The organism is Sulfitobacter sp. M85 (assembly GCF_029285915.1).
Lineage (GTDB): Bacteria > Pseudomonadota > Alphaproteobacteria > Rhodobacterales > Rhodobacteraceae > Sulfitobacter > Sulfitobacter faviae.
In genome coordinates this window covers 127,460-148,648 of sequence record NZ_JABECQ010000003.1, presented here as the reverse complement: position 1 = coordinate 148,648, position 21,189 = coordinate 127,460, and the positions used below count along the sequence as shown (strand labels likewise).

General features: G+C 63.4%; 19 protein-coding genes. 10 read left to right on the top strand and 9 right to left on the bottom strand.

Annotated features, from left to right (window positions below):
- Window positions 1-93: 93 nt before the first annotated feature.
- Entirely contained in the window at window positions 94-906 is an 813-nt protein-coding gene (gene cysE, locus HKX24_RS06910; RefSeq protein ID WP_209217607.1) for a serine O-acetyltransferase, read from the top strand.
- Between the two features lie 70 nt (window positions 907-976).
- On the opposite strand, the gene HKX24_RS06905 is transcribed toward cysE, so the two are convergent.
- From HKX24_RS06905 to HKX24_RS06885, 5 genes are all read right to left on the bottom strand, one after another.
- Window positions 977-2,332: a pyruvate dehydrogenase complex dihydrolipoamide acetyltransferase gene (locus tag HKX24_RS06905; protein WP_271691521.1), complete on the bottom strand. Its 1,356-nt coding sequence runs from the start codon at window positions 2,330-2,332 to the stop codon at window positions 977-979.
- A gap of 10 nt (window positions 2,333-2,342) precedes the next feature.
- Window positions 2,343-3,734 (bottom strand): pyruvate dehydrogenase complex E1 component subunit beta, encoded by a 1,392-nt coding sequence (locus HKX24_RS06900; protein ID WP_271691520.1) that lies wholly within the window; start codon window positions 3,732-3,734, stop codon window positions 2,343-2,345.
- A gap of 4 nt (window positions 3,735-3,738) precedes the next feature.
- Window positions 3,739-4,746, bottom strand: a complete 1,008-nt coding sequence (pdhA, locus tag HKX24_RS06895) for a pyruvate dehydrogenase (acetyl-transferring) E1 component subunit alpha (protein ID WP_067265381.1) — start codon at window positions 4,744-4,746, stop codon at window positions 3,739-3,741.
- Window positions 4,747-4,951: 205 nt separating this feature from the next.
- Complete coding sequence (locus HKX24_RS06890) at window positions 4,952-5,251, bottom strand: septum formation initiator family protein (RefSeq protein ID WP_067265383.1); 300 nt, start codon at window positions 5,249-5,251, stop codon at window positions 4,952-4,954.
- A 112-nt stretch (window positions 5,252-5,363) separates the two neighbouring features.
- Window positions 5,364-6,551, bottom strand: coding sequence for a phosphoglycerate kinase (locus tag HKX24_RS06885; protein ID WP_271691519.1), 1,188 nt, complete (start codon window positions 6,549-6,551; stop codon window positions 5,364-5,366).
- 127 nt (window positions 6,552-6,678) lie between these two features.
- On the opposite strand from HKX24_RS06885, the gene HKX24_RS06880 reads away from it, so the two are divergent.
- Both HKX24_RS06880 and HKX24_RS06875 read left to right on the top strand, forming a co-directional pair.
- Complete coding sequence (locus tag HKX24_RS06880; RefSeq protein WP_271691518.1) at window positions 6,679-7,185, top strand: peptidylprolyl isomerase; 507 nt, start codon at window positions 6,679-6,681, stop codon at window positions 7,183-7,185.
- The gene (locus HKX24_RS06875; protein WP_271691517.1) at window positions 7,178-7,732 is read left to right on the top strand and encodes a peptidylprolyl isomerase; all 555 of its coding nucleotides are present in this window, start codon (window positions 7,178-7,180) and stop codon (window positions 7,730-7,732) included. The genes HKX24_RS06880 and HKX24_RS06875 overlap by 8 nt, the downstream gene beginning before the upstream one ends.
- Before the next feature lie 229 nt (window positions 7,733-7,961).
- On the opposite strand, the gene HKX24_RS06870 is transcribed toward HKX24_RS06875, so the two are convergent.
- From HKX24_RS06870 to HKX24_RS06855, 4 genes are all read right to left on the bottom strand, one after another.
- A complete protein-coding gene (locus HKX24_RS06870; protein WP_271691516.1) occupies window positions 7,962-8,462 on the bottom strand; it encodes a polymer-forming cytoskeletal protein in 501 nt (166 codons plus the stop codon).
- Window positions 8,452-9,780 (bottom strand): M23 family metallopeptidase, encoded by a 1,329-nt coding sequence (locus HKX24_RS06865; RefSeq protein WP_271691514.1) that lies wholly within the window; start codon window positions 9,778-9,780, stop codon window positions 8,452-8,454. The genes HKX24_RS06870 and HKX24_RS06865 overlap by 11 nt, the downstream gene beginning before the upstream one ends.
- Window positions 9,781-9,974: 194 nt before the next feature.
- Window positions 9,975-10,793, bottom strand: a complete 819-nt coding sequence (locus HKX24_RS06860; protein ID WP_209217615.1) for a ferritin-like domain-containing protein — start codon at window positions 10,791-10,793, stop codon at window positions 9,975-9,977.
- Entirely contained in the window at window positions 10,790-11,263 is a 474-nt protein-coding gene (locus tag HKX24_RS06855) for a peroxiredoxin (RefSeq protein WP_271691513.1), read from the bottom strand. The genes HKX24_RS06860 and HKX24_RS06855 overlap by 4 nt, the downstream gene beginning before the upstream one ends.
- A gap of 95 nt (window positions 11,264-11,358) precedes the next feature.
- Between HKX24_RS06855 and HKX24_RS06850 the strand changes: the two genes are divergently transcribed.
- From HKX24_RS06850 to HKX24_RS06820, 7 genes are all read left to right on the top strand, one after another.
- Window positions 11,359-14,700, top strand: a complete 3,342-nt coding sequence (locus tag HKX24_RS06850) for a DUF3971 domain-containing protein (RefSeq protein ID WP_271691512.1) — start codon at window positions 11,359-11,361, stop codon at window positions 14,698-14,700.
- A gap of 40 nt (window positions 14,701-14,740) precedes the next feature.
- The gene (queA, locus tag HKX24_RS06845; protein ID WP_271691511.1) at window positions 14,741-15,805 is read left to right on the top strand and encodes a tRNA preQ1(34) S-adenosylmethionine ribosyltransferase-isomerase QueA; all 1,065 of its coding nucleotides are present in this window, start codon (window positions 14,741-14,743) and stop codon (window positions 15,803-15,805) included.
- A 72-nt stretch (window positions 15,806-15,877) separates the two neighbouring features.
- Window positions 15,878-17,212: an MFS transporter gene (locus HKX24_RS06840; RefSeq protein WP_271691510.1), complete on the top strand. Its 1,335-nt coding sequence runs from the start codon at window positions 15,878-15,880 to the stop codon at window positions 17,210-17,212.
- Between the two features lie 65 nt (window positions 17,213-17,277).
- Complete coding sequence (locus HKX24_RS06835; RefSeq protein WP_276153897.1) at window positions 17,278-17,877, top strand: DUF924 family protein; 600 nt, start codon at window positions 17,278-17,280, stop codon at window positions 17,875-17,877.
- Window positions 17,878-17,973: 96 nt separating this feature from the next.
- Window positions 17,974-19,368 carry a dihydrolipoyl dehydrogenase gene (gene lpdA / locus HKX24_RS06830; RefSeq protein ID WP_271691508.1) on the top strand — a complete coding sequence of 465 codons (1,395 nt, stop codon included), beginning with the start codon at window positions 17,974-17,976 and terminating at the stop codon, window positions 19,366-19,368.
- A gap of 72 nt (window positions 19,369-19,440) precedes the next feature.
- The gene (locus tag HKX24_RS06825; RefSeq protein ID WP_276153896.1) at window positions 19,441-20,004 is read left to right on the top strand and encodes a methyltransferase domain-containing protein; all 564 of its coding nucleotides are present in this window, start codon (window positions 19,441-19,443) and stop codon (window positions 20,002-20,004) included.
- A 6-nt stretch (window positions 20,005-20,010) separates the two neighbouring features.
- Window positions 20,011-21,186 (top strand): MFS transporter, encoded by a 1,176-nt coding sequence (locus HKX24_RS06820; RefSeq protein ID WP_271691507.1) that lies wholly within the window; start codon window positions 20,011-20,013, stop codon window positions 21,184-21,186.
- The last annotated feature ends 3 nt before the right edge of the window (window positions 21,187-21,189 follow it).

The following is a 21,189-nucleotide window of genomic DNA, read 5'->3' as shown; positions in this document are numbered from 1 at the left end:
CGCGTTATCACGATTTTGAGCATATGCGGATTTACAAATGGTCCTACGCTATTGCATGAGCTACCCTTACGGCAGAGTGAAGGAGCCCGTGCCATGGCGCAGACACGCAGAAATATCTCGAAAGTGGACCCGGTCTGGGACCAGATTCAGCAAGAGGCTGAGGATGCGGTGCGTGATGAGCCGTTGATCGGCGGCTTTGTACATGCCTGTATCCTGCACCATAAATCGATCGAGAATGCGCTTTCCTATCGCATCGCGGCCAAGCTTTCGTCGAACGAGATGTCGATGATGGTCGTGCGCGAGATGGTCGAAGAAGCCTATGCCGAAGACCCCGATCTCGTCGCCGCGGCGCGTGCGGATCTGGTGGCCATCTATGACCGCGACCCGGCCTGCCACCGTTTGTTGCAGCCGATTCTATATTTCAAAGGCTATCAGGCGGTGCAGGCCTACCGTGTGGGCCATTACCTCTATGCCAAGGGCAAGCGTGATCTGGCCTATTTCATCCAGATGCGGGTGAGCGAGATTTTTGGCGTGGATATCCATCCGGCGGCCAAGATGGGCAAGGGCATCATGATCGACCACGCGCATTCCATCGTCATCGGTGAGACGGCGGTGGTGGGTGACAACGTCTCGATGCTGCATTCGGTGACCCTTGGCGGCACCGGTAAAGAGGAAGAGGACCGTCACCCAAAGATCGGCAATGGCGTGTTGATCGGCGCAGGCGCGAAGGTTCTGGGCAATATCTCTATCGGCCATTGCAGCCGCATCGCGGCGGGGTCGGTTGTGCTGGAGCCGGTGCCTGCCTGCAAGACCGTTGCCGGGATCCCGGCGCGGATCGTTGGAGAGGCGGGCTGCGATCAGCCGTCGATGTCGATGAACCATCTTTTTGGGCCGGACGCCGAATAGGGGCAGTTGCCAGTATCGCAATAAAAAGCCGGGGCATGCCCCGGCTTTCTTCGTTTGAATGGTGCAGCCCTCAGGCCAGCATGATCATCGGATTTTCAAGGTTCTCGACAATCGCGTTCAACAGCTGGGCCCCGAGCGCCCCGTCGATCACGCGGTGATCGACCGAGAGGGTCACGGACATAACTGTCGCCGCCGTGATTTCACCGTCCTTGCCGATGATCGGTTTCTTCACGCCCGCGCCCACGGCGAGGATCGCACCATGCGGCGGGTTGATGACCGCGTCGAAATTGTCGATCCCGAACATGCCGAGGTTGGAGATCGCGAAGCTGCCGCCCTGATACTCATGCGGTGCCAGCTTGCGGTCGCGGGCGCGGGTTGCGAGGTCTTTCATCTGCGCGGAGAGGGTCGAAAGCGACTTGGTGTCGGCGTCCTGTAGCACGGGGGTGAACAGCCCGCCTTCGATGGCCACGGCCACGGCCACGTCCGAGGGCTTGAGCTTCAGGATACGATCCCCGGCCCAGACCGCGTTGGCATCCGGCACCGATTGCAGCGCCAGCGCGCAGGCTTTGATGATGAAATCGTTAACCGAGAGCTTCACGCCGCGGGCTTCGAGCTGCTTGTTCAGATCGCTGCGGAAGGACAGCAGCGCGTCGATTTGAATGTCGCGGCGCAGGTAGAAATGCGGGACCGTCTGCTTCGCCTCGGTGAGCCGCGCGGCGATGGTCTTGCGCATGCCGTCGAGCTTGACCTCTTCGACCTCGCGGTCCTCGTACATCTTGCGCACGGCGTCTGAGGAGGGGCCAGCAGGAGCAGGCTGTGTCACCGGCGCGGCGTCCTTGGCGGCGGCGGGGCTGTCGGCCTTGGCAGCCGTCGGCTGGGCGCTTTCCACATCGGCTTTGACAATCCGACCGCGCGGGCCGCTGCCCTCGATCTGGGTGAGGTCGAGACCCTTGTCCGCAGCGATCCGGCGGGCGAGGGGGGAGGCGAAGATACGCTCGCCCTTGTCGTCCTTCGGCGCGGCCGGGGCCTTGGCGTCGCTGTTGGTCGGCGCGTCATTCGCATCCGTCGCACCGCGGCCATAGCCCGCTTCGGGCGTTTCGACCTCGGCTGCTTTGGGCGCTTCCTCGGCCTGAGGTTTCTCTTCTTTGGCCGGGGCGGCGCTGTCGATGTCGTCGGCGCTTTCGCCTTCCTCGAGCAGCACGGCGATCGGCGTGTTTACCTTCACGCCTTCGCTGCCTTCTTCGATCAGGATTTTGCCGATGGTGCCTTCGTCGACGGCTTCGAACTCCATCGTGGCCTTGTCGGTCTCAATCTCGGCGAGGATGTCGCCCGAGGCGACCTCGTCCCCCTCTTTGACCAGCCATTTGGCGAGCGTGCCTTCCTCCATCGTGGGCGAAAGGGCGGGCATGAGAATTTCTGTGGGCATGATCCGCTCCTTACCGGTAGGTGACTTTGCGCACGGCCTCAATCACCTCGTCGGTGGTGACCAGCGCGTGTTTTTCGAGGTTGGCGGCATAGGGCATGGGCACGTCCTTGCCGGTGCAGGTGATGACCGGGGCGTCGAGGTAGTCGAACGCCTCCTGCATGATCACGCCGCTGATGTAGCCACCCACCGAGCCCTGCGGCCAGCCTTCTTCGACCGTCACGCAGCGGTTGGTCTTCATCACGGATTTAAGCACCGTCTCGGTGTCCATCGGGCGCAGGGTGCGCAGGTCGATGACCTCGGCCTCGATACCGTCCTCGGCCAGTTTCTCGGCCGCTTCCAGCGCATAGGTCATGCCGATGCCGAAGCTGACGATGGTGACATCCGAACCCTCGCGCCAGATCCGGGCCTTGCCGAAGGGGACGGTGTAGTCCTCGATGTCCGGCACGTCGAAGCTGCGACCGTAGAGGATCTCGTTCTCAAGGAAGATCACCGGGTTCGGGTCACGAATCGCTGACTTCATCAAGCCTTTGTAATCGCTGGCCGAATAGGGCATCGCGACCTTGAGGCCGGGGATCTGCATGAACCAAGCGGCGTAGTCTTGGGAGTGCTGGGCGCCCACACGCGCCGCCGCGCCGTTGGGGCCGCGGAAGACCATGGGCGCGCCCATCTGGCCGCCGGACATGTAGAGCGTCTTGGCCGCGGAGTTGATGATCTGGTCCATCGCCTGCATGGCGAAGTTGAAGGTCATGAACTCGACGATCGGGCGCAGACCGCCGAAGGCCGCGCCGACACCGATGCCGGCAAACCCGTGTTCGGTGATCGGCGTGTCGATCACGCGCTTGGCGCCGAATTCGTCCAGCAGACCTTGGGAAATCTTGTAGGCGCCTTGGTACTCGGCCACTTCCTCGCCCATGAGGAAGACGTTTTCGTCGCGGCGCATTTCCTCGGCCATGGCGTCGCGCAGCGCTTCGCGCACGGTCTGTTGCTTCATCTCGGTGCCCTCGGGCCAGTCGGGGCTGGTGTCGGGCTCGGGCTGCTTCTTGCCCTCGGCAGGCGCTTCGCGGTCATCGTCCGAGGATTTGGCCTCAGCGGGCTTAGCCTCTTCGCCCTTATCCTCGGCGGGGGCGGATTTCGCGGTGTCGATGTCGTCGGCGCTTTCGCCTTCTTCGAGCAGCACGGCGATGGGGCTGTTCACCTTCACGCCTTCGGTGCCTTCCTCGACGAGGATCTTGCCGATGGTGCCTTCGTCCACGGCTTCGAATTCCATCGTGGCCTTGTCGGTCTCGATCTCGGCCAAGATGTCACCAGAGGAGACTTCGTCGCCTTCCTTGACCAGCCATTTCGCCAGCGTGCCTTCTTCCATGGTGGGGCTGAGGGCGGGCATGAGAATTTCGGTTGCCATTGCTTCAGGCCTCCTGCGGAACTTCGGTTGCGTAGATGTCGGTCCAGAGCTCGTCGAGATTGGGCTCCGGGCTTTCCTTGGCGAAATCGGCGCTTTCGTTCACGATCTGCTTGATCTCCTTGTCGATGGCCTTGAGATCTTCCTCGCTCGCGTGGTTGCCCTCCAACAGCAGGCTGCGCACGGCCTCGATCGGGTCGCGTTCGTCGCGCATTTTCTGAACTTCCTCGCGGGTGCGGTATTTCGCGGGGTCGGACATGGAGTGGCCACGGTAGCGGTAGGTCTTGATCTCCAGAATATAGGGGCCGTCCTTGCGGGCGTGTTCCACGGCTTTCTGACCGGCTTCCTTCACCGCCAGCACATCCATGCCGTCGACCGCCTCACCGGGGATGCCGAAGGCGCGGCCACGTTCCCAGATCTCGGCCGAGGAGGTCGAGCGTTGCTGCGAGGTGCCCATGGCGTATTGGTTGTTCTCGATGACAAAGATCACCGGCAGTTTCCACAGAGCGGCCATATTGAAGGTCTCGTAGACCTGGCCCTGGTTCGCCGCACCATCGCCGAAATAGGTGAAGGTGACGCGCCCGTTGCCCTTGTATTGATCAGCAAAGGCAAGGCCCGCGCCAAGCGGCACCTGCGCCGCCACAATGCCGTGACCGCCATAAAAATGCTTCTCTTTTGAGAACATATGCATCGAGCCGCCCTTGCCCTTGGAATAACCGCCCTCGCGGCCCGTAAGCTCGGCCATGACGCCGTTAGGGTCCATGCCGCAGGCCAGCATATGGCCGTGGTCGCGGTAGGAGGTGATGCGCTTGTCGCCTTCCTCAGCAGCGGCCTCAAGCCCAACAACGACCGCTTCTTGTCCGATATAGAGGTGACAGAACCCCCCGATCAGCCCCATGCCGTAAAGTTGTCCGGCTTTCTCTTCAAACCGCCGGATCAGCAGCATGTCGCGGTAGTAGCTGGTCAGCTCCTCCGCCGAGACATTGGGTTTCTTGCTCGATTTCCTCGCGGCCATGGACGTCTCCTCCGTCGGCTTTGGTCAGGTGCCAAAAGTAGTTTAGCGTTAAACTATTCCCTAACGCATTCCAGAATGGATTGCGAGAGACTTTGTGACGTGGTGCGCGCACCACGGCTGACAAGGCGAAGGAGGCCAGAGATTTGGTGTGATTGCAAGGCCGCAGGCGCAGGGCCGGGGCCAATAGACGATAAGCCGCGAGAGCTTAGCGAATGACGATCTCATCGGTGCGGACCATACCTAGCACTTTGCGCGCGCGTTCGTCCAGAAGATCGAGGTCGAGGTAGTCGTCCGACAGGCGGCGGGTGAGGTTCTCCATCCGGGCCACCTCGGCGCGGACCTCGGCCAGACGGTCGCTCAGCTTTTGGTTCTCGGCCACGATCTCGGTCCGGCGGAACAGGCCGAAATCCCCCTGCACGGCGGCAAAGGTGAAATACAGGCTCAGCGCGAATGCGATTGCGAAGAACAGCAATGTGCCGAAAGCCGGTCGGGTGTTGCGTGTCATGGTACTGCCTCTGCGTCTCTTGGCGGACGTGACATCAGTATGGCACAGGCGATTCGTCATGGGAATCCCACAATTGCGGGAAACCCGTTGTTTTTAGCGGTAAATCGCCTTTTTACGCAGCCGATGCGTCCAATGCGGTGACGCCGGGCAGGGTCTTGCCCTCCATCCACTCAAGGAAGGCGCCCCCGGCGGTGGAGATATAGGTGAAATCATCCGCCACGCCCGCTTGATTCAGCGCCGCGACCGTGTCACCGCCCCCGGCGACGGAGATCAGCGTGCCGTCGCGGGTCTTGGCGGCGGCGGCTTGAGCCGCGGCGACGGTGGCGGTGTCGAAGGGCGGGATTTCAAAGGCTCCCATGGGGCCGTTCCAGATCAGGGTGCGCAGCTCGGCGAAGGCCGTCTCGACCAATGCGACGGTCTCGGGGCCCGCGTCGAGCACCATCTGATCTGTCGCGAGTTTTGCATCAGGCCCAAGCGGGGCGACCTTATGGGCCGCACCCTTGGCGAACTCCCGCGAGACCAGACCGTCGACCGGCAGGATGACCCGGCAGCCTGCCTTTTCGGCCTGCGCCATGATGTCCTTGGCCGTGTCGTAATAGTCTGGCTCTTCCAACGATTTGCCCAGATCGGCCCCGAGTGCGGCGAGGAAGGTGTTCGCCATGCCGCCGCCGATGACCAAGACGTCGAGCCGGTTCACGAGGTTCTCCAAAAGCGCGATCTTGGTGGAGACTTTGGCCCCGCCCACGACAGCGCCCACCGGGCGCTCGGGCTTGGCCAGTGCCGTCTCCAGCGCCGAGAGCTCCGCCTGCATCAAGCGCCCTGCGCAGGCGGGCAGCAGCCGCGCCAGCGCCTCGGTCGAGGCATGGGCGCGGTGCGCGGCAGAGAAGGCATCGTTGCAATAGATATCGCCAAGCGCGGCCAACTGGCGGGCGAAATCTTCGTCATTGGCCTCCTCACCGGGGTAGAAGCGGATGTTTTCCATGAGTTGCAGATCGGCCTGCGCGTCGCCTGCGGCGTCCAGCGATGGCAGGAATGCCACGTCGCGGCCCAGTGCCTTTTCCAGCGCGGGAAGGACTTGGCGCAGGCTCATCTCCTCGACGACTTTGCCCTTGGGCCGTCCGAAATGCGCCAGCAGCGTCACCTTGCCGCCGCGCGACAGGATGTCGTCCACCGTGGGCGCAATCCGCTCGATCCGCGTGGCATCGGTGACGCGGCCCTCCTCGACCGGCACGTTGATATCGACGCGCAAGAGCACGCGCTTGCCGTCCAGTTCCATATCGTCCAGTGATTTCCAGCCCATCGGTCTTCTCCCAATCCAATCTCTTGCGCTGTGTTTTGCTGTTATCTGGCCTCAGGTCAATGCGCGGCTTGGCAATCGCGGCTAAGCTCCTTAGGTATCTGGCAAAGACAAACCAAAGGATTGCCCCATGGCCGAGATCAAAGACCCCGAGAACACCATCCTGATGGAGCTGAAAGGCGGCACCGTCGTCATCGAGTTGATGCCCGACCTTGCGCCCAAACATGTGGAGCGGATGAAGGAACTGGCCCGCGCCGGGAAATACGACAACGTCGCCTTCCACCGCGTGATCGAAGGTTTCATGGCCCAGACCGGCGACGTGGCCAATGGCAACATGGAAGACAACTTCAACCTGCGCGCGGCGGGCACTGGCGGCTCGGACCTGCCGAACCTGCCCGCAGAATTCTCCAAGGTTCCGCACGCACGCGGCACCATCGGTGCGGCCCGTTCGGCCAACCCCGACAGCGCCAACAGCCAGTTCTTCATCAACTTCAAGGACAATGACTTCCTCAACGGTCAATACACCGTTTACGGGCAGGTCATTTCCGGCATGGAGCATGTCGACGCGATCACCCGCGGCGAGCCGCCTGCGAACCCTGACCGCATGATCTCCGTCAAGGTGGCCGCAGATGCGTAAGATCGCCACCTCCAGCGCCTTTCTCGCGCTCCTCGGCTCGGCGGCCATGGCCACCGGGCTCGAGATCGAGGTCGCGGGCGAGGCCAATGGCACCGTCAAGATCGACCTGCTCGAAGACGTTGCGCCCAACCACGTGGCCCAGATCACCGAACTGGCCGAGGAAGGCGCCTATGACGGGGTGGTCTTCCACCGCGTGATCGACGGTTTCATGGCGCAGACCGGCGACGTGCAGTTTGGTCGCGCCGATGGCGACACCGCCCGCGCCGGCATGGGCGGGTCCGAGAAGCCCGACCTCAAGGCCGAGTTCTCGGACATCGCCTATGAGAAAGGCGTCGTCGGCATGGCCCGTAGCCAGAGCCCGAACAGCGCCAACAGCCAGTTCTTCATCATGTTCGACGAAGCACCTTTCCTCAACGGTCAGTACACCGTTGTCGGCAAGGTCACCGAAGGGCAGGACGTGGTTGATGCCATCAAGCGCGGCACCGGCCCGAACGGGGCCGTCGTGGGCACGCCGGACGTGATGAAAACGGTCACGGTGACCGAGTAACGTCCCGACGAGCATCGTGTGGGGTGGGCTTGCTCTCCCCACGCCTCGGCCAGCTCAGGCCCTGATGAAATGAGCGTTATCGCCAGTGTTCTGCCAGCAACGCAGCGGGGCGAAATTCCCGAGCTATTAATTTTTATGAAGCGGGCAGGGCGCAGCGTAGCCTGTCCCCCCAAAAGCAAACAGGCGCCGCATTGCCTGCGACGCCTGCGAATGTTCAGCCTGCCGAAGCTTAGGACGCGGGGTTCGGCTTCTGCGCGGGTGCGGATTTCGCGCCGGGGTTCAGCGGGTCGTCCTGACGCTGCACGGAGCCTTCGAAATGCGCGCCGGATTCGATCGCGATGGTCTTGTGGATGATGTCGCCCTCGACCCGCGCGGTCGATGTCAGGCGCACCTTGAGGCCCCGCACGCGGCCCACGATGCGGCCATTGATCACCACGTCATCGGCAACCACTTCGCCCTTGATCGTCGCCGTCTCACCGATGGTCAGCAGATGCGCGCGGATGTCGCCTTCGACTGTGCCTTCAACCTGAACGTCGCCCGTCGTTTTCATGTTGCCGGTCACATGCAGGTCCGAAGACAGAACGGATGCGGGCGGCTTCGCCTTGGGCGCGCTGGCCTTGAACTCGCTCTGCTTAGCGGGCGCGGGGGACGCCGAAGCACTGGAAGGTGCCGGTTTGGATACATCTGCATCCTGAGGGGCGGGATCGTTGATTTTGCTTTTAGAAAACATCGTTTGCAGCCTTGATATAGATCATGGGGTTAACAGCCTTGCCACCTACGCGGACTTCATAGTGGAGATGGACACCGGTGACCCGTCCTGATGCTCCCATATCACCAATATGCTGCCCGCGCGAGACTCTTTGACCAACTTTCACGCGCAGCTTGGACATGTGGGCATAACGGGTCTCAATGCCGAACTCATGCTGGATCTTGACCAGACGGCCATAGCCCGAGGACCAGCCTGCGTGAATCACCACGCCATCGGCGGTTGCATAGAGCGGCGTGCCCATCCCGGCGGCAAAGTCGACGCCCTTGTGCATCCGGCGGCCGCCGGTCTTGGGATCGCGGCGATAGCCGAACTGGCTGGTGAAGCGGAAAGCGTTTTTGACTGGGTTCGCGAAGGGCGCCTTTTCGGCGGCGATGCGGTAGAGGTTCAACCGGTCCATCTGGCCCAGCAGCTTGTTCGCGCGCAGCGTGTCGGGGCTCAGCTCCTCGCCGCGGGTGGTGAAGGACAGCGGCGTCATCGGCCCGCCCTGGCCCGAATAGCCCCGGCGCACGGTGGCGAGGATACGGTCGGTCGGCATGCCCGCGCTGCGGAACATCTTGTCAAGCGGGGCGACGGAAACGCTCATCGCCTCTTCAAGCTGGCGGAAGATCGCGTCGTTCTGATCGCGCATCAGGGCGATTTCTTGGGCCATCTCGTCGGCTTGCAACAGCGCATCCTGCGCGTCGACCACGACCTTGTCGCGCTCCGCCGCGGTCCGGGCGAGGGCTTGGGCAAGGAAATCGACCGGCGCTTGGTCGGCATCGGCGCGCAGGCTGCCCGCTTCGCCGTTCTCAAGGCTGCCTTCCAGTTCGGCCAGTTTCAGCCGGGCCTTCTGGCGGTCTTTCATCGTGTCGCGCAGGGTGGATTGGATCACCTCGATCCCGGTCTCCAACTCACGGCGGCGGGTCTCGGAGGCCAGCAGTTCGGACTGCATGACGGAAATCTGCGTCAGCGCGGCGTTAAAGCGGTCTTGGGCGGCAAGCGCCTCTTCGGCGCGCAGGTCGCGCTGCGCGGAAAGCTCATTCAGCCGGGCCTGATAGGTGCGCTGGTCGCGTTTGGCCTGTTCGCGAAAATTGCCGGAGCCAATGCTGTCCATCAAGATGATGGCGGTGGCGATGATGGCCCAAGAGACCAGAAAGGCCGATCCCGTCAGCCCAAGGATCTGGGTGCCGGGCCGCAGGCGGATGAAACGTGTGTCGCTGTCGGATTTCAAAAAGACGCGGCGTTCGGGAAAGTAATGCTCAAGCAGAGCATGCGTCTTGATGGCAATCCGTGTGCGCACGTTTTCGTCCTTTGTCCCGTCCCGTCGCTGCGCGGGGCCTTGGCCCCTTCGCGCCCAACGTCAATAGCCAGTGCCCGCGAATGGGGCAACCCTATTGACCCGCGCCTGCGCGGCATTCCCCCATTCGCCCGAAAAAGCGCTTTTTCATTGGCAAAAATCCGCCGATACCAAGCACTTGCTGCGTCAGACCCAGATCAGCTTGGCCCGCCATCCGCGGTCAGGGGCCAGTAGAAATCGGGCGGGATTCCCGCCTCGGCGCGCTTTTCCTCGTTGAACGGCGGCTTGAGATCGCCGTGGAAATACTTGCGCACGAGGGCATGAAAACGGTCCTTTGGGTCGTCGTCATGACGGCCACAGAGAAAGTGAAACCACTTGCTGCCATAGGCCACATGGGCGACCTCTTCGGCATAGATCGTCTCAAGCGCGGCCACGGCGCTGTCGGCCTTTGCTTTGCGGAAAATCTCGATCATGCCGGGGGTCACATCAAGGCCGCGGGCCTCCAGCACCATGGGCACCACGGCGAGGCGGCCCATCAGATCGTCCACCGTGTCTTCGGCGGCGCGCCACATGCCGGCATGGGCGGGCATGGCACCGTAATGGCTGCCCATTTCCTCAAGACAATCGCACATCAGGTTGAAATGTTTGGATTCGTCATCCGCCGCTTTGACCCAATCGTCATAAAAGCCCAAGGGCAGCGGCACATGGGAGAAGCGGGCGATCACATCCCAATGCAGATCCACGGCGTTCAACTCGATATGCGCCACGGCATGGAGCAGCGCCGCGCGGCCTTCGGGCGTGCCGGGACGGCGGCGCGGGACGTCGCGGGGCGAGAGCAATTCGGGCTGCGCGGGCCGGGCAGGGTGCAGCGGCGGGTCGGCGCGGCCCACTTCGGGGCGCTCACCGGCCTCCCGGGCCGAAAGCCACTGCGCCGCATATTTCCGCGACAGCGCGGTCTTCTCGCGCCCATCCGCCGTGCGCAGCACCGCCTCGGCCATTTCCGCCAGCGGCATCATGCGCCGCGCACCGCGCCGAGCACGGCATCCACATGGCCCGGCACCTTCACCTTGCGCCAGACCTGCGCAATCTGCCCTTCGGCGTCGATCAGATAGGTCGCGCGTTCGATGCCCATTGATTTCTTGCCGTACATATTTTTCTCGACCCAAACCTCATAGGCTTCGGTCACCGCGCCATCGGTGTCAGACAAAAGCGGCACCGTCAGCGCATGTTTGGCGGCGAATTTGTCGTGTTTGTCCATACTGTCGCGCGAAATGCCAAAGACCTGCACGCCTGCCTCGGCGAAGTCAGACAAACGCTCGGAAAAGCCGATCGATTCCTTGGTGCAGCCGGGCGTGTCGTCGCGCGGGTAGAAGAATAGAACAACCGGCGCGCCCCGCAAGGCAGAGAGCGTGATCTCGCCACCGCCGGTCACGGGAAGGGTGAAATCCGGGGCCGGTTGGCCGGGCTGGGGTCCGATCTGCGACATGGGGCGGTTCCTTTGGCTTGTGAAGGGTCGTTCAGGGCTGTCATACTGCATCTGATTTGACAACGTCAAAGCCGCCCCAGTCGAACCGGAGCCCGATGCGCGACCCGTCCCTTTCCAGTCCCCCTGCGCCAGATGGCGAAGGGCCGCCGCGCCGCCGGTCGCGCCGCCGCGCGGGGATCGTCTCGGCTGTGGTGCTGGTGCTCTTGGCGGCGCTGGCCACCGGGGCGGCGGTTTATTTCACCGGGCGTCCGATTCCGGCGCCGCTTTGGGTGCAGACACGGATCGAGGCGCGGATCGCGAGCGCCCTGCCACAGGCGCAGGTGGATTTCGGCGCGATGGAATTCGTCGTTGATGAGGGATGGCGCCCCCGCGTGCGTTTGCAAGACATCTTTGTCACCACGCCCGAGGGCGATGAGATTGTCAGTTTCAATGAGTTCAAGGCCAGCCTGTCGATGCGGTCCCTGCTGCGCGGTGTGGCGCAGCCGCGGGCGATTTCGCTTTCGGGCGTGGTGGCCAACCTGCGCCGCGGGGCGGATGGCCGGGTGAGCCTGAGCGCCGGGGCCGGAATCGCCCCGCCCGAGCGGGAGGCGGCGACCCTGCCGCAACTCATCGGCCAGATCGACGAGGTGCTGGCCGCACCCGCGCTCTCCGCCCTACGCTCGGTCGAGTTGCGCGCCCTGACGCTTCGGTTCGAGGACGCCCGCGCGGGCCGCGCTTGGACCGGGGACGGCGGGCGGCTGCGGCTGTCGCGTAGCGGCGATGCGCTTGACCTCTCGGCGGACCTCGCTGTGCTCAGCGGGGGCGCGGGGGTGGCCACGCTCACCGCCAATTACAGCAGCCAGATTGGTGAGAATGCCGCGACCTTTGGCGTGACCTTCGACGGGGTCGATGCGCGCGACATCGCAGCGCAGGGGCCTGCCTTTTCGTGGCTTGAGGTGCTGCGGACCAATATCTCGGGCGCGGTGCGCAGCGGCATCGACAGCGCGGGCCGTTTCGCACCGATCAACGCTTCTTTGCAGATCGGCAAGGGCGTCTTGCAGCCCAACTTGCAGACCAAGCCGATCCCCTTCGATGGGGCGCAAAGCTATTTCAGCTACGACCCCGCGCGCCAGGTGTTGCGCTTTGACGAGATGTCGCTCGACAGCCCTTGGGTCTCGGGCAATATCACCGGGAGTTCGCAACTGGGTGATGTCACGGGCGGCATTCCGGGGCGGATGGTGGGGCAGTTCAGCCTGCGCGACCTGCGGGCCAACCCGGCGGAAGTCTACCCCGAAACGGTGGCCTTGGATCAGGCGGATATCGACTTTGAACTCAGCCTTAATCCGTTTCGCCTGAAGCTGGGCCGTCTGGAGATCAGCGATCAGGGCCGCAATCTGCGCCTTGATGGCGCATTGGTGGCTGAGGCGGCGGGCTGGAACCTGTCTCTCGATGGTCGGATGGACCGGCTCAGCCCCGAACGCCTGCTGGCGCTCTGGCCCGAGGGAGTGAAGCCCAAGACCCGCAAATGGCTGGATGAGAACCTTCACGCGGGCCGGATGCGCAACCTCGATCTGGCGCTGCGCATGGCGCCGGGGCAGGCGCCGCAGACCTATGTCGCCTTCGACTATGCCGGGGCCGAGGTGCGGTTTCTCAAAACCCTGCCGCATATCACCGATGGCAGCGGCCATATGAGCCTGCTCGACAACCGCCTTGTCGTCACGGTGGACGCGGGCGAGGTCATCGCGCCGCAGGGCGGGGCGGTGACGCTGGATGGATCCTCCTTCATCATTCCCGATGTGCGGGTGAAAGACGGCAGCCCCTCGGTGATCCGGCTCAACACGCGCTCCACCCTGACCGCGGCGCTGTCGCTGCTGAACCAGCCGCCGATGGGGGTGATGGATAAGGCCGGGCTGCCCGTGACGCTCGCGGATGGGGAGGCAGTGCTGAAAGGCACGCTGGCGCTGCCGTTGAAAAAGGGCGGCAAGCCCGAAGACGTGCGCTATCATTTCGCGGGGGACCTGCTGGCGCTCTCGACCGATACGCTGGTCAAAGACCGCAGCCTTCAGGCCAGCAAGCTGTCCATCACCGCGAACAATGACCGTATCACCATCGGCGGCGCAGGGCGTATCGACGGGGTGGGCTTCCACGGGGAATGGTCGCAGGCGATCGGCCCCGGCTCGGACGAAAGCCGCCTGACCGCGCAGGTGGCGCTGACCCCGGCGGGGCTCGAAGCCTTTGGCGTGACACTGCCCCCCGGCAGCCTGCGCGGCGAGGGACGCGGGCGGATTGCCGTGGACCTCAAGAAGGGTGAAGCGCCGCGGTTCACCTTGCAAAGCGATCTGGCGGGTTTGGACGTCTCCGTCCCGCAACTGTCATGGAGCAAGGCGACGGGCACCGAGGGCGAGTTGCGACTGGCGGGGCGTTTGGGCGAGACGCCGAATATCGACGCCTTTCAGCTAAACGCGCCGGGGCTGCGGGTGGCGGGCTCCATCGACCTCGCCCCCGGCGGCGCATTGGACCGGGTGCGGATCGACCGGCTGCGGCGGGGCGACTGGCTGGATATCCCGTTGCAACTGATCGGGCAGGGCAAGGGCAACCCGGTGCAGGTGGTGCTGGGCGGCGGCACGCTGGATATGCGTAGGGCCGAATTCGGCGGGGCCGGGGGGCAAGCAGGGCCGCCGATGCGCGTGGCGCTGGACCGGTTGCAGATCACCGACACGATTTACCTGACCGATCTTTCGGGCACATTCGACACCGCCAAGGGGATGGACGGCGCCTTTACCGCCCGGCTCAATGGCGGCACGCCGGTGCAGGGGCGGGTGCTGCCCCAAGCGGGGCGCAGCGCGGTACGGGTGGTCTCGGACGACGCAGGCGGGGTTCTGCGCTCTGCCGGGTTGGTGAAACAGGTGGTCGGGGGCAACCTGTCGCTCACCCTGCTGCCCGTTGGCTCGGGCGGCGCCTTTGACGGACAGCTCACGGTCAGGGACGTCGCTATTCAGGACGCGCCGGGGATCGCGGCGCTGGTCAATGCCATCTCGGTCGTCGGGTTGATTAACGAGCTCAACGGCGATGGGATTTACTTTGACGATGTGGAGGCAAACTTTCACCTTACCCCGAACCGCCTGACCCTGACCGAGGCCAGCGCCGTGGGCGCTTCCTTAGGCTTGTCGATGGATGGGGTCTATGCGCTCGACAGCGGATTGATCGATATGCAGGGCGTGATCTCTCCGGTCTATATGTTCAACGGGATCGGGTCGCTCTTTACCCGCAAGGGCGAGGGGCTGATCGGGTTCAACTACCGGCTCACGGGGGCCGCGAAAGACCCCAGCGTTTCGGTCAACCCGCTCTCGGCGCTCACCCCCGGCATGTTCCGCGAGCTGTTCCGCCGCCCGCCGCCCCAGCCGCCACAGGTGCAGGGCCAAGCGAATCCGGTTGCCCGGGTGCCGGAGGAGCGCTAAGCGCCGAAGCGACCCTGCCGCCAGACCCGGAGCCGCGCCGATGAAGCTTTCCGATTTCGATTTCGACCTGCCTGAGACCCTGATCGCCACCCGCCCTGCCAACCCGCGTTCCTCCGCGCGGTTGCTGGTGGCGGAGGGTGACACTCTGCACGACCGGCGCGTGACCGACCTGACAGACTGGCTGCGCCCCGGCGACCGATTGGTGCTGAACGACACCCGCGTGATCCCCGCACGGCTGAGCGGCATTCGCCATCGCGCTTCGGCCCAAGGGGCGGTGCAGGCCAAGATCGAAGTCACCCTGTTGGAGCCGCGCGGGAACGGCACTTGGTCGGCGCTGATTAAGCCGCTGCGCAAGCTGAAGATCGGCGAAGAGGTCGTCTTTTCCGGCGATCTGCGCGCCACGTTGGAAGCAGTGGAAGACGGGCAGGGGCATCTGCGGTTCAACTGCGCGGGCGATGATTTTGACGCGGCGCTCAATGCCGCGGGGGCGATGCCGCTGCCGCCCTATATCGCCGCCAAACGTGCCGCTGATGCGCAGGACATGACCGACTACCAGACCGTCTTTGCCCGCCACGCGGGTGCGGTCGCGGCGCCCACAGCCTCGCTGCATTTCGACGAACCGCTGCTCGAAGCACTGGCCGCGAAGGGCGTGAGTTTTAGCCATGTCACCCTGCATGTCGGCGCGGGCACCTTCCTGCCGGTCAAGGTCGACGACATCTCGGAACACAAGATGCACGCCGAATGGGGCCGGGTCAGCGCAAAGGCCGCTGAAGAGATTGCCGCCACCCGCGCGGCCGGAGGGCGCGTGATCCCCGTGGGCACCACCGCCCTGCGCCTGATTGAGACGGCGGCGCGCGAGGGTGAGATCACCGCATGGGAAGGCGACACCGATATTTTCATCACGCCGGGGTTCACGTTCAACGTGACCGACGGGCTAATGACAAATTTCCACCTGCCCAAATCCACGCTGATGATGCTGGTCTCGGCCCTCATGGGGGTGCAGCGGGTGAAAGACATCTATGCCCATGCCATTGGTGAGGGCTATCGCTTTTTCTCCTACGGCGATTCCTCCCTTCTGCTGCCTGAGGCGCAAAAACCCGCTTGAATGTCGCACTAGGGGGTGACTAGCCTGCGATTGCCGTCCATGGGAGGGCTTGGGCGAACAAGGAATTGACTGATGATTCAAGTGGTTTCAAGCGCATGGGCGCTTTTGCTGGGCATGTGCCTGTTGATGGTCGGCAACGGCATGCAAGGCACGCTGCTGGGTATCCGCGGCGGCATCGAAGGCTTCTCGACCTTCCAGATGTCGATCGTCATGTCGGCCTATTTCGTGGGCTTCCTTGGCGGGTCGCGCATGGCGCCGGGGATGATCCGGCGGGTGGGCCATGTGCGGGTCTTTGCGGCGCTGGCCTCACTGATCTCGGCGGTGATGATCATCTATCCGACCTTCCCCAACACCATCGTCTGGTCGCTGGGCCGGGTGCTGATCGGCTTTTGCTTCTCCGCCGTCTACGTCACAGCGGAAAGCTGGCTCAACAACGCCGCCACGAATGAGAACCGCGGGCAGGCGCTCTCGGCCTATATGATCGTGCAGACGCTGGGCATCGTGATCGCGCAGGCGCTCTTGCTGACCGCCGACCCCTCGGGCTTCGTGCTCTTCGTCATCCCCTCGGTGCTGGTAAGCATCGCAGTGACCCCGATCCTTCTGTCGATCAGCCCGACACCGCCTTTTGATACCACCAAGCCGATGAGCCTGCGCGAGTTGATGGATTTCTCGCCCTTGGGCTGTGTCGGCATGTTCCTTCTGGGCGGCGTCTTCTCGGCCCAGTTCGGCATGGCGGCGGTTTACGGCGCCGAAGCCGGGCTGAGCGTCGGCCAGATTTCACTTTTCGTGGCCATGTTCTTCGTCGGCTCCGTGATCCTGCAATATCCCATCGGCTGGATCTCGGACCGCATGGACCGCCGCAGCCTGATCGTCATCGTCGCCACGCTCGGCGGTATCGGCTCGGTCATCGGGATGACGTTGGGCCATGTCTTCCCGATCCTGCTCGCCACGGCCTTTCTGGTGGGGGGCATGTCGAACCCGCTCTATTCGCTGCTCATGGCCCACACCAACGACTTTCTTGAGCATGAGGACATGGCCTCGGCCTCGGGTGGGATGATATTTATCAACGGCTTGGGTGCGGTTCTGGGCCCGGTGATCACCGGTTGGATGATGGGCACGGCGCTCGGGCCGGGGGGCTTTTACCTGTTCACCGCCGTGCTCTTCGCCGCTCTGGCCGCCTATGCCTCCTATCGTAAGACACAGCGTGCCGCGGTACCGGTCGACGAGACGGGCAACTACGTGCCGATCTACCCCTCGGCCACTGCCGTGGCCGTGGAGATCGCGCAGGAATATATCATTGAAACGGAACAGGAGGCCGCCGAGGAAGCTGCCCAAGAAAACGCCGAAGCAGAGAAAAACGCCTCTGATAGCGATAACGATGTCGCGGATGACATAAAACGTGACTAGGCTTTTGCGGTAAGACGTTCTTAACTTTAACGAAACGCCCCAGATGCGGCAAAGGAGTGTGCGGGATGGCTGCCACAAATGCAGAACCCCAAGATGTACTGAATTACTGGCTCAAGGACGTAGGTCCGGCCGGGTGGTACAACAGTTCTGAAACGTTGGATGCCGATATCCGCGCGCGTTTCGAGGGGCTTTGGGATGAGGCGCAGGCTGGCAAGCTGAACCACTGGCTGACCAATCCCACCGATGCGCTGGCCTTTCTGATCCTGACGGATCAATTCCCGCGCAACATGTTTCGCGACACGGGCAAGGCGTTTTCCAGTGACCGTACCGCGCTGGCGGCGGCAAAGCTGGCCATCGAAAAGGGGTGGGACATGCGGGTTGAGGCGCCCGCGCGGCAGTTCTTCTACCTGCCGCTGATGCATTCCGAGAACCTCTGCGATCAGGACCGCTGCGTGCGTCTGATGTGCGAGCGGATGCCGAAAAGCGACAGCAGCAACCTGTTGCATGCCCGCGCCCACCGCGAAGTGATCCGCCAGTTTGGCCGTTTTCCCTATCGCAATAAGGCGCTGTCACGCAGTTTCACCGCGCAGGAGACCTCCTATCTCGACGCGGGCGGCTATGGGCGAACAGTCAAGGACCTGCGCGCGGAACTTCAAGCGGCCTGAGCCTTGGCAGGCCGGGGCAACACGCGTGGTTGTGGCGATTGCAAATATGGTTTAGCGGTAAACTATATTTGCAAACCCTAACGCGAGGTCCTTGCCATGGCTGCCAAATCCTTTGATCTGATCGTGATCGGTGCGGGGCCGGGCGGCTATGTCGCCGCGATCCGTGGCGCCCAGCTTGGCCTGAAGGTCGCGGTGGTCGAACGGGAGAATCTCGGCGGCATCTGCCTGAACTGGGGCTGCATCCCCACCAAGGCGCTGTTGCGCTCTGCCGAAGTGTTCCACCTGATGCATCGCGCCAAGGACTTCGGTCTGGCGGCGGATAAGATCGACTATGATCTCGCCGCCGTGGTCAAACGCTCGCGCGGCGTTGCCAAACAGATGGAAGGCGGGGTCAAACACCTGCTGAAGAAAAACAAGGTCGATGTCTTCATGGGCGAGGCTTCGATCCCCGCGAAGGGGAAGGTCTCCGTCAAAACCGATAAGGGCGGCGAGGAGTTGACGGCCAAGAACATCGTGCTCGCCACCGGCGCACGGGCCCGCGAATTGCCGGGGCTAGAGGCGGACGGCAAACGCGTCTGGACCTATCGCCATGCCTTGCAACCTGTGCATGACCCCAAGAAACTGCTGGTCATCGGGTCCGGTGCCATTGGCATCGAATTTGCGAGCTTTTACAACACCCTTGGCGCCGATACCACGGTGGTCGAGGTGATGGACCGCGTGCTACCTGTCGAAGACGAAGAGATTTCGAAATTCGCCAAAAAGGCATTCGAAAAACAGGGCATGACCATCATGCAAAAGGCCACGGTCAAGAAACTCGACCGTGCGGACGACAAGGTCACCGCCCATATCGAACGGGACGGCAAGGTCGAGAAGCTTGAGTTCGACACCGTGATTTCCGCCGTTGGCATTGTTGGCAATACCGAAGGGCTGGGGCTGGAAGAGCTTGGTGTCAAGGTCGACCGCACCCATGTCGTGACGGATGAATATTGCCGCACCGGGGTCGATGGGCTCTTTGCCATCGGCGACATCGCGGGCGCGCCTTGGCTTGCGCATAAGGCCAGCCACGAGGGCGTCATGGTGGCCGAGCTGATCGCGGGCCAGAAACCCCATCCCGTCAAACCCGAAAGCATCGCCGGCTGCACCTATTGCCACCCCCAAGTCGCCTCCGTCGGTTTGACCGAGGCGAAGGCCAAAGAGCAGGGCTATGACATTAAGGTCGGGCGTTTCCCCTTCATCGGCAATGGCAAGGCCGTGGCCTTGGGGGAGCCTGAGGGGCTGGTGAAAACCATCTTCGACGCCAAGACCGGCGAGCTTCTGGGCGCGCATATGGTCGGGGCCGAGGTGACGGAACTGATCCAAGGCTATGTCGTGGGCCGCCAGTTGGAGACCACCGAAGAAGACCTGATGAACACCGTCTTCCCGCATCCGACGCTCAGCGAGATGATGCATGAATCCGTCCTCGACGCTTTCGACCGCGTGATTCATATGTAAAGCGCGCGGGGCAGGGTGCGCCCAACGCGCCTCGCCCCCTCGCACTTCGGCCAAACCGTCGGGAGCCATGTCGTGGTCAGCCTAAACCGTGTCGTCATGCACCGCAGCACCCGCCGGATGATTGACCGTTTGAACCCTGAAATGCTGGATGCCGCCGAAATCTCCGGCAAGTTCGGCAAACGGTTTACGTTCAAGAGCTACACCCAGTTCGCCTATCCGACCTATGACATCTGCGCAGGTCCCTTCACCGATCCGGCGAGCGGTGCCGTGCGGCAGTTCGATCTGATCCTCGCCAATCAGGTTTGGGAGCATCTCGACCGGCCTTATACGGCACTGGGCCATGTTCAACAGATGCTCAGGCCGGGCGGATATTTCTGGATCGCCGTGCCCTTTTTCGTCCCCTTTCATGCGGCCCCAAATGACAACTCCCGTTGGTCCGCTCGGGGCCTGAAGAACCTGCTGATCGAAGCCGGGTTTGAGGCGCATCGGATCACCGCCAAACAATGGGGCAACCGCGCCGCCGCCGCCCGCAATCTAGAACCCGACTGGCCCCCGGCTTTCGACAAGACCACGGATGATCTGACCAACGACCCCAAGATGCCGCTCTGCGCATGGGCGCTGGCTCAAAAGGCTTGAGGGCAGATGGCTGAACACACCTCCTTTCTGCGCGTCTTTGCGCTTTGGGCCGCGGGGCTGGGGGCGGCGGCGCAGTATGGCAAGATGAGCGTCATCTTTGACCTGCTGCCGGATATCTACCCGCAGGCCGGGGCGGCGCTCGGGTTCTTGGTCTCCTTGGTGGGCGGTGTCGGTATCCTCCTTGGTGTCGTGGCGGGGCTGGTGGTCGCCCGGGTCCGCTATCGCCGCGCGCTCCTCTTCGCCCTTTGGCTTGGCGCGGCTGTGTCGGCTTTTCAGGCGCTTTTGCCGGGCTTTGGCTGGATGCTGGCCAGCCGGGTGGTCGAAGGGCTGTCACATCTGGCCATCGTCGTCGCCGCGCCGACCCTCATCGCGCAGCTTAGCGCTGTGAAAGACCGCGGGTTTACCCTGACCCTCTGGGGCACCTTCTTTGGCGTCGCCTTCGCGGTCCTGACGCTTTTCGGCCGCCCGCTCGCATTGAACTGGGGTGTGCCAGCGCTCTTCGCCGTTCACGCGGTCTATATGGCGGGCTGCGCGCTGGTGCTCTCCACCAGTCTGCGCAGCTTGCCGGAGGAGGGGGCGCAGCCGCCTTTCTTCCTGCCGCAGATACTCCGCGATCACCTTGCGATTTACCGGTCACCCTTCCTCTCCGCCCCGGCGGCGGGGTGGTTGTTCTATACATTCAGCTTCGTCTCCATCCTTACTGTCTTGCCGCCCTACCTCCCCGAGGGATGGCGCGCGGTCACCATGGCCGCCATGCCGCTCACCAGTATCGCGGTGTCGATGACCATTGGCGTGGCGCTGCTGCGCCGCCTGCCAGCGGTCTACGTCGTGCAAACGGGCTTTGGCCTCTCGGCCCTTTCCATGGTTTGGCTCTGGCTCGCCCCCGGCACCCCGCTGGCCTGTCTGGCGCTTGCTGGGGCCATGGGGCTGATCCAAGGGGCAAGTTTCACCGCTGTGGCGCAGCTGAACACCGGCCCTGCCGCGCAGGCGCAGGCCAACGGCGCGGTGGCGCAGATGGGCAACCTCGGCAACAGCCTGGGCACGCCGGTCATGGCCTTCGGTCTGGCAAGCTTCGGCGCCGCGGCGCTGCCGTTACTTGCGGGCGGGGCCTTCGTTATGGGGCTTGTGGCACATCTCCTCCTCGGTGCGGCCCGACGTCGCAGGCGGCACGTTCCTGTTTAGTTC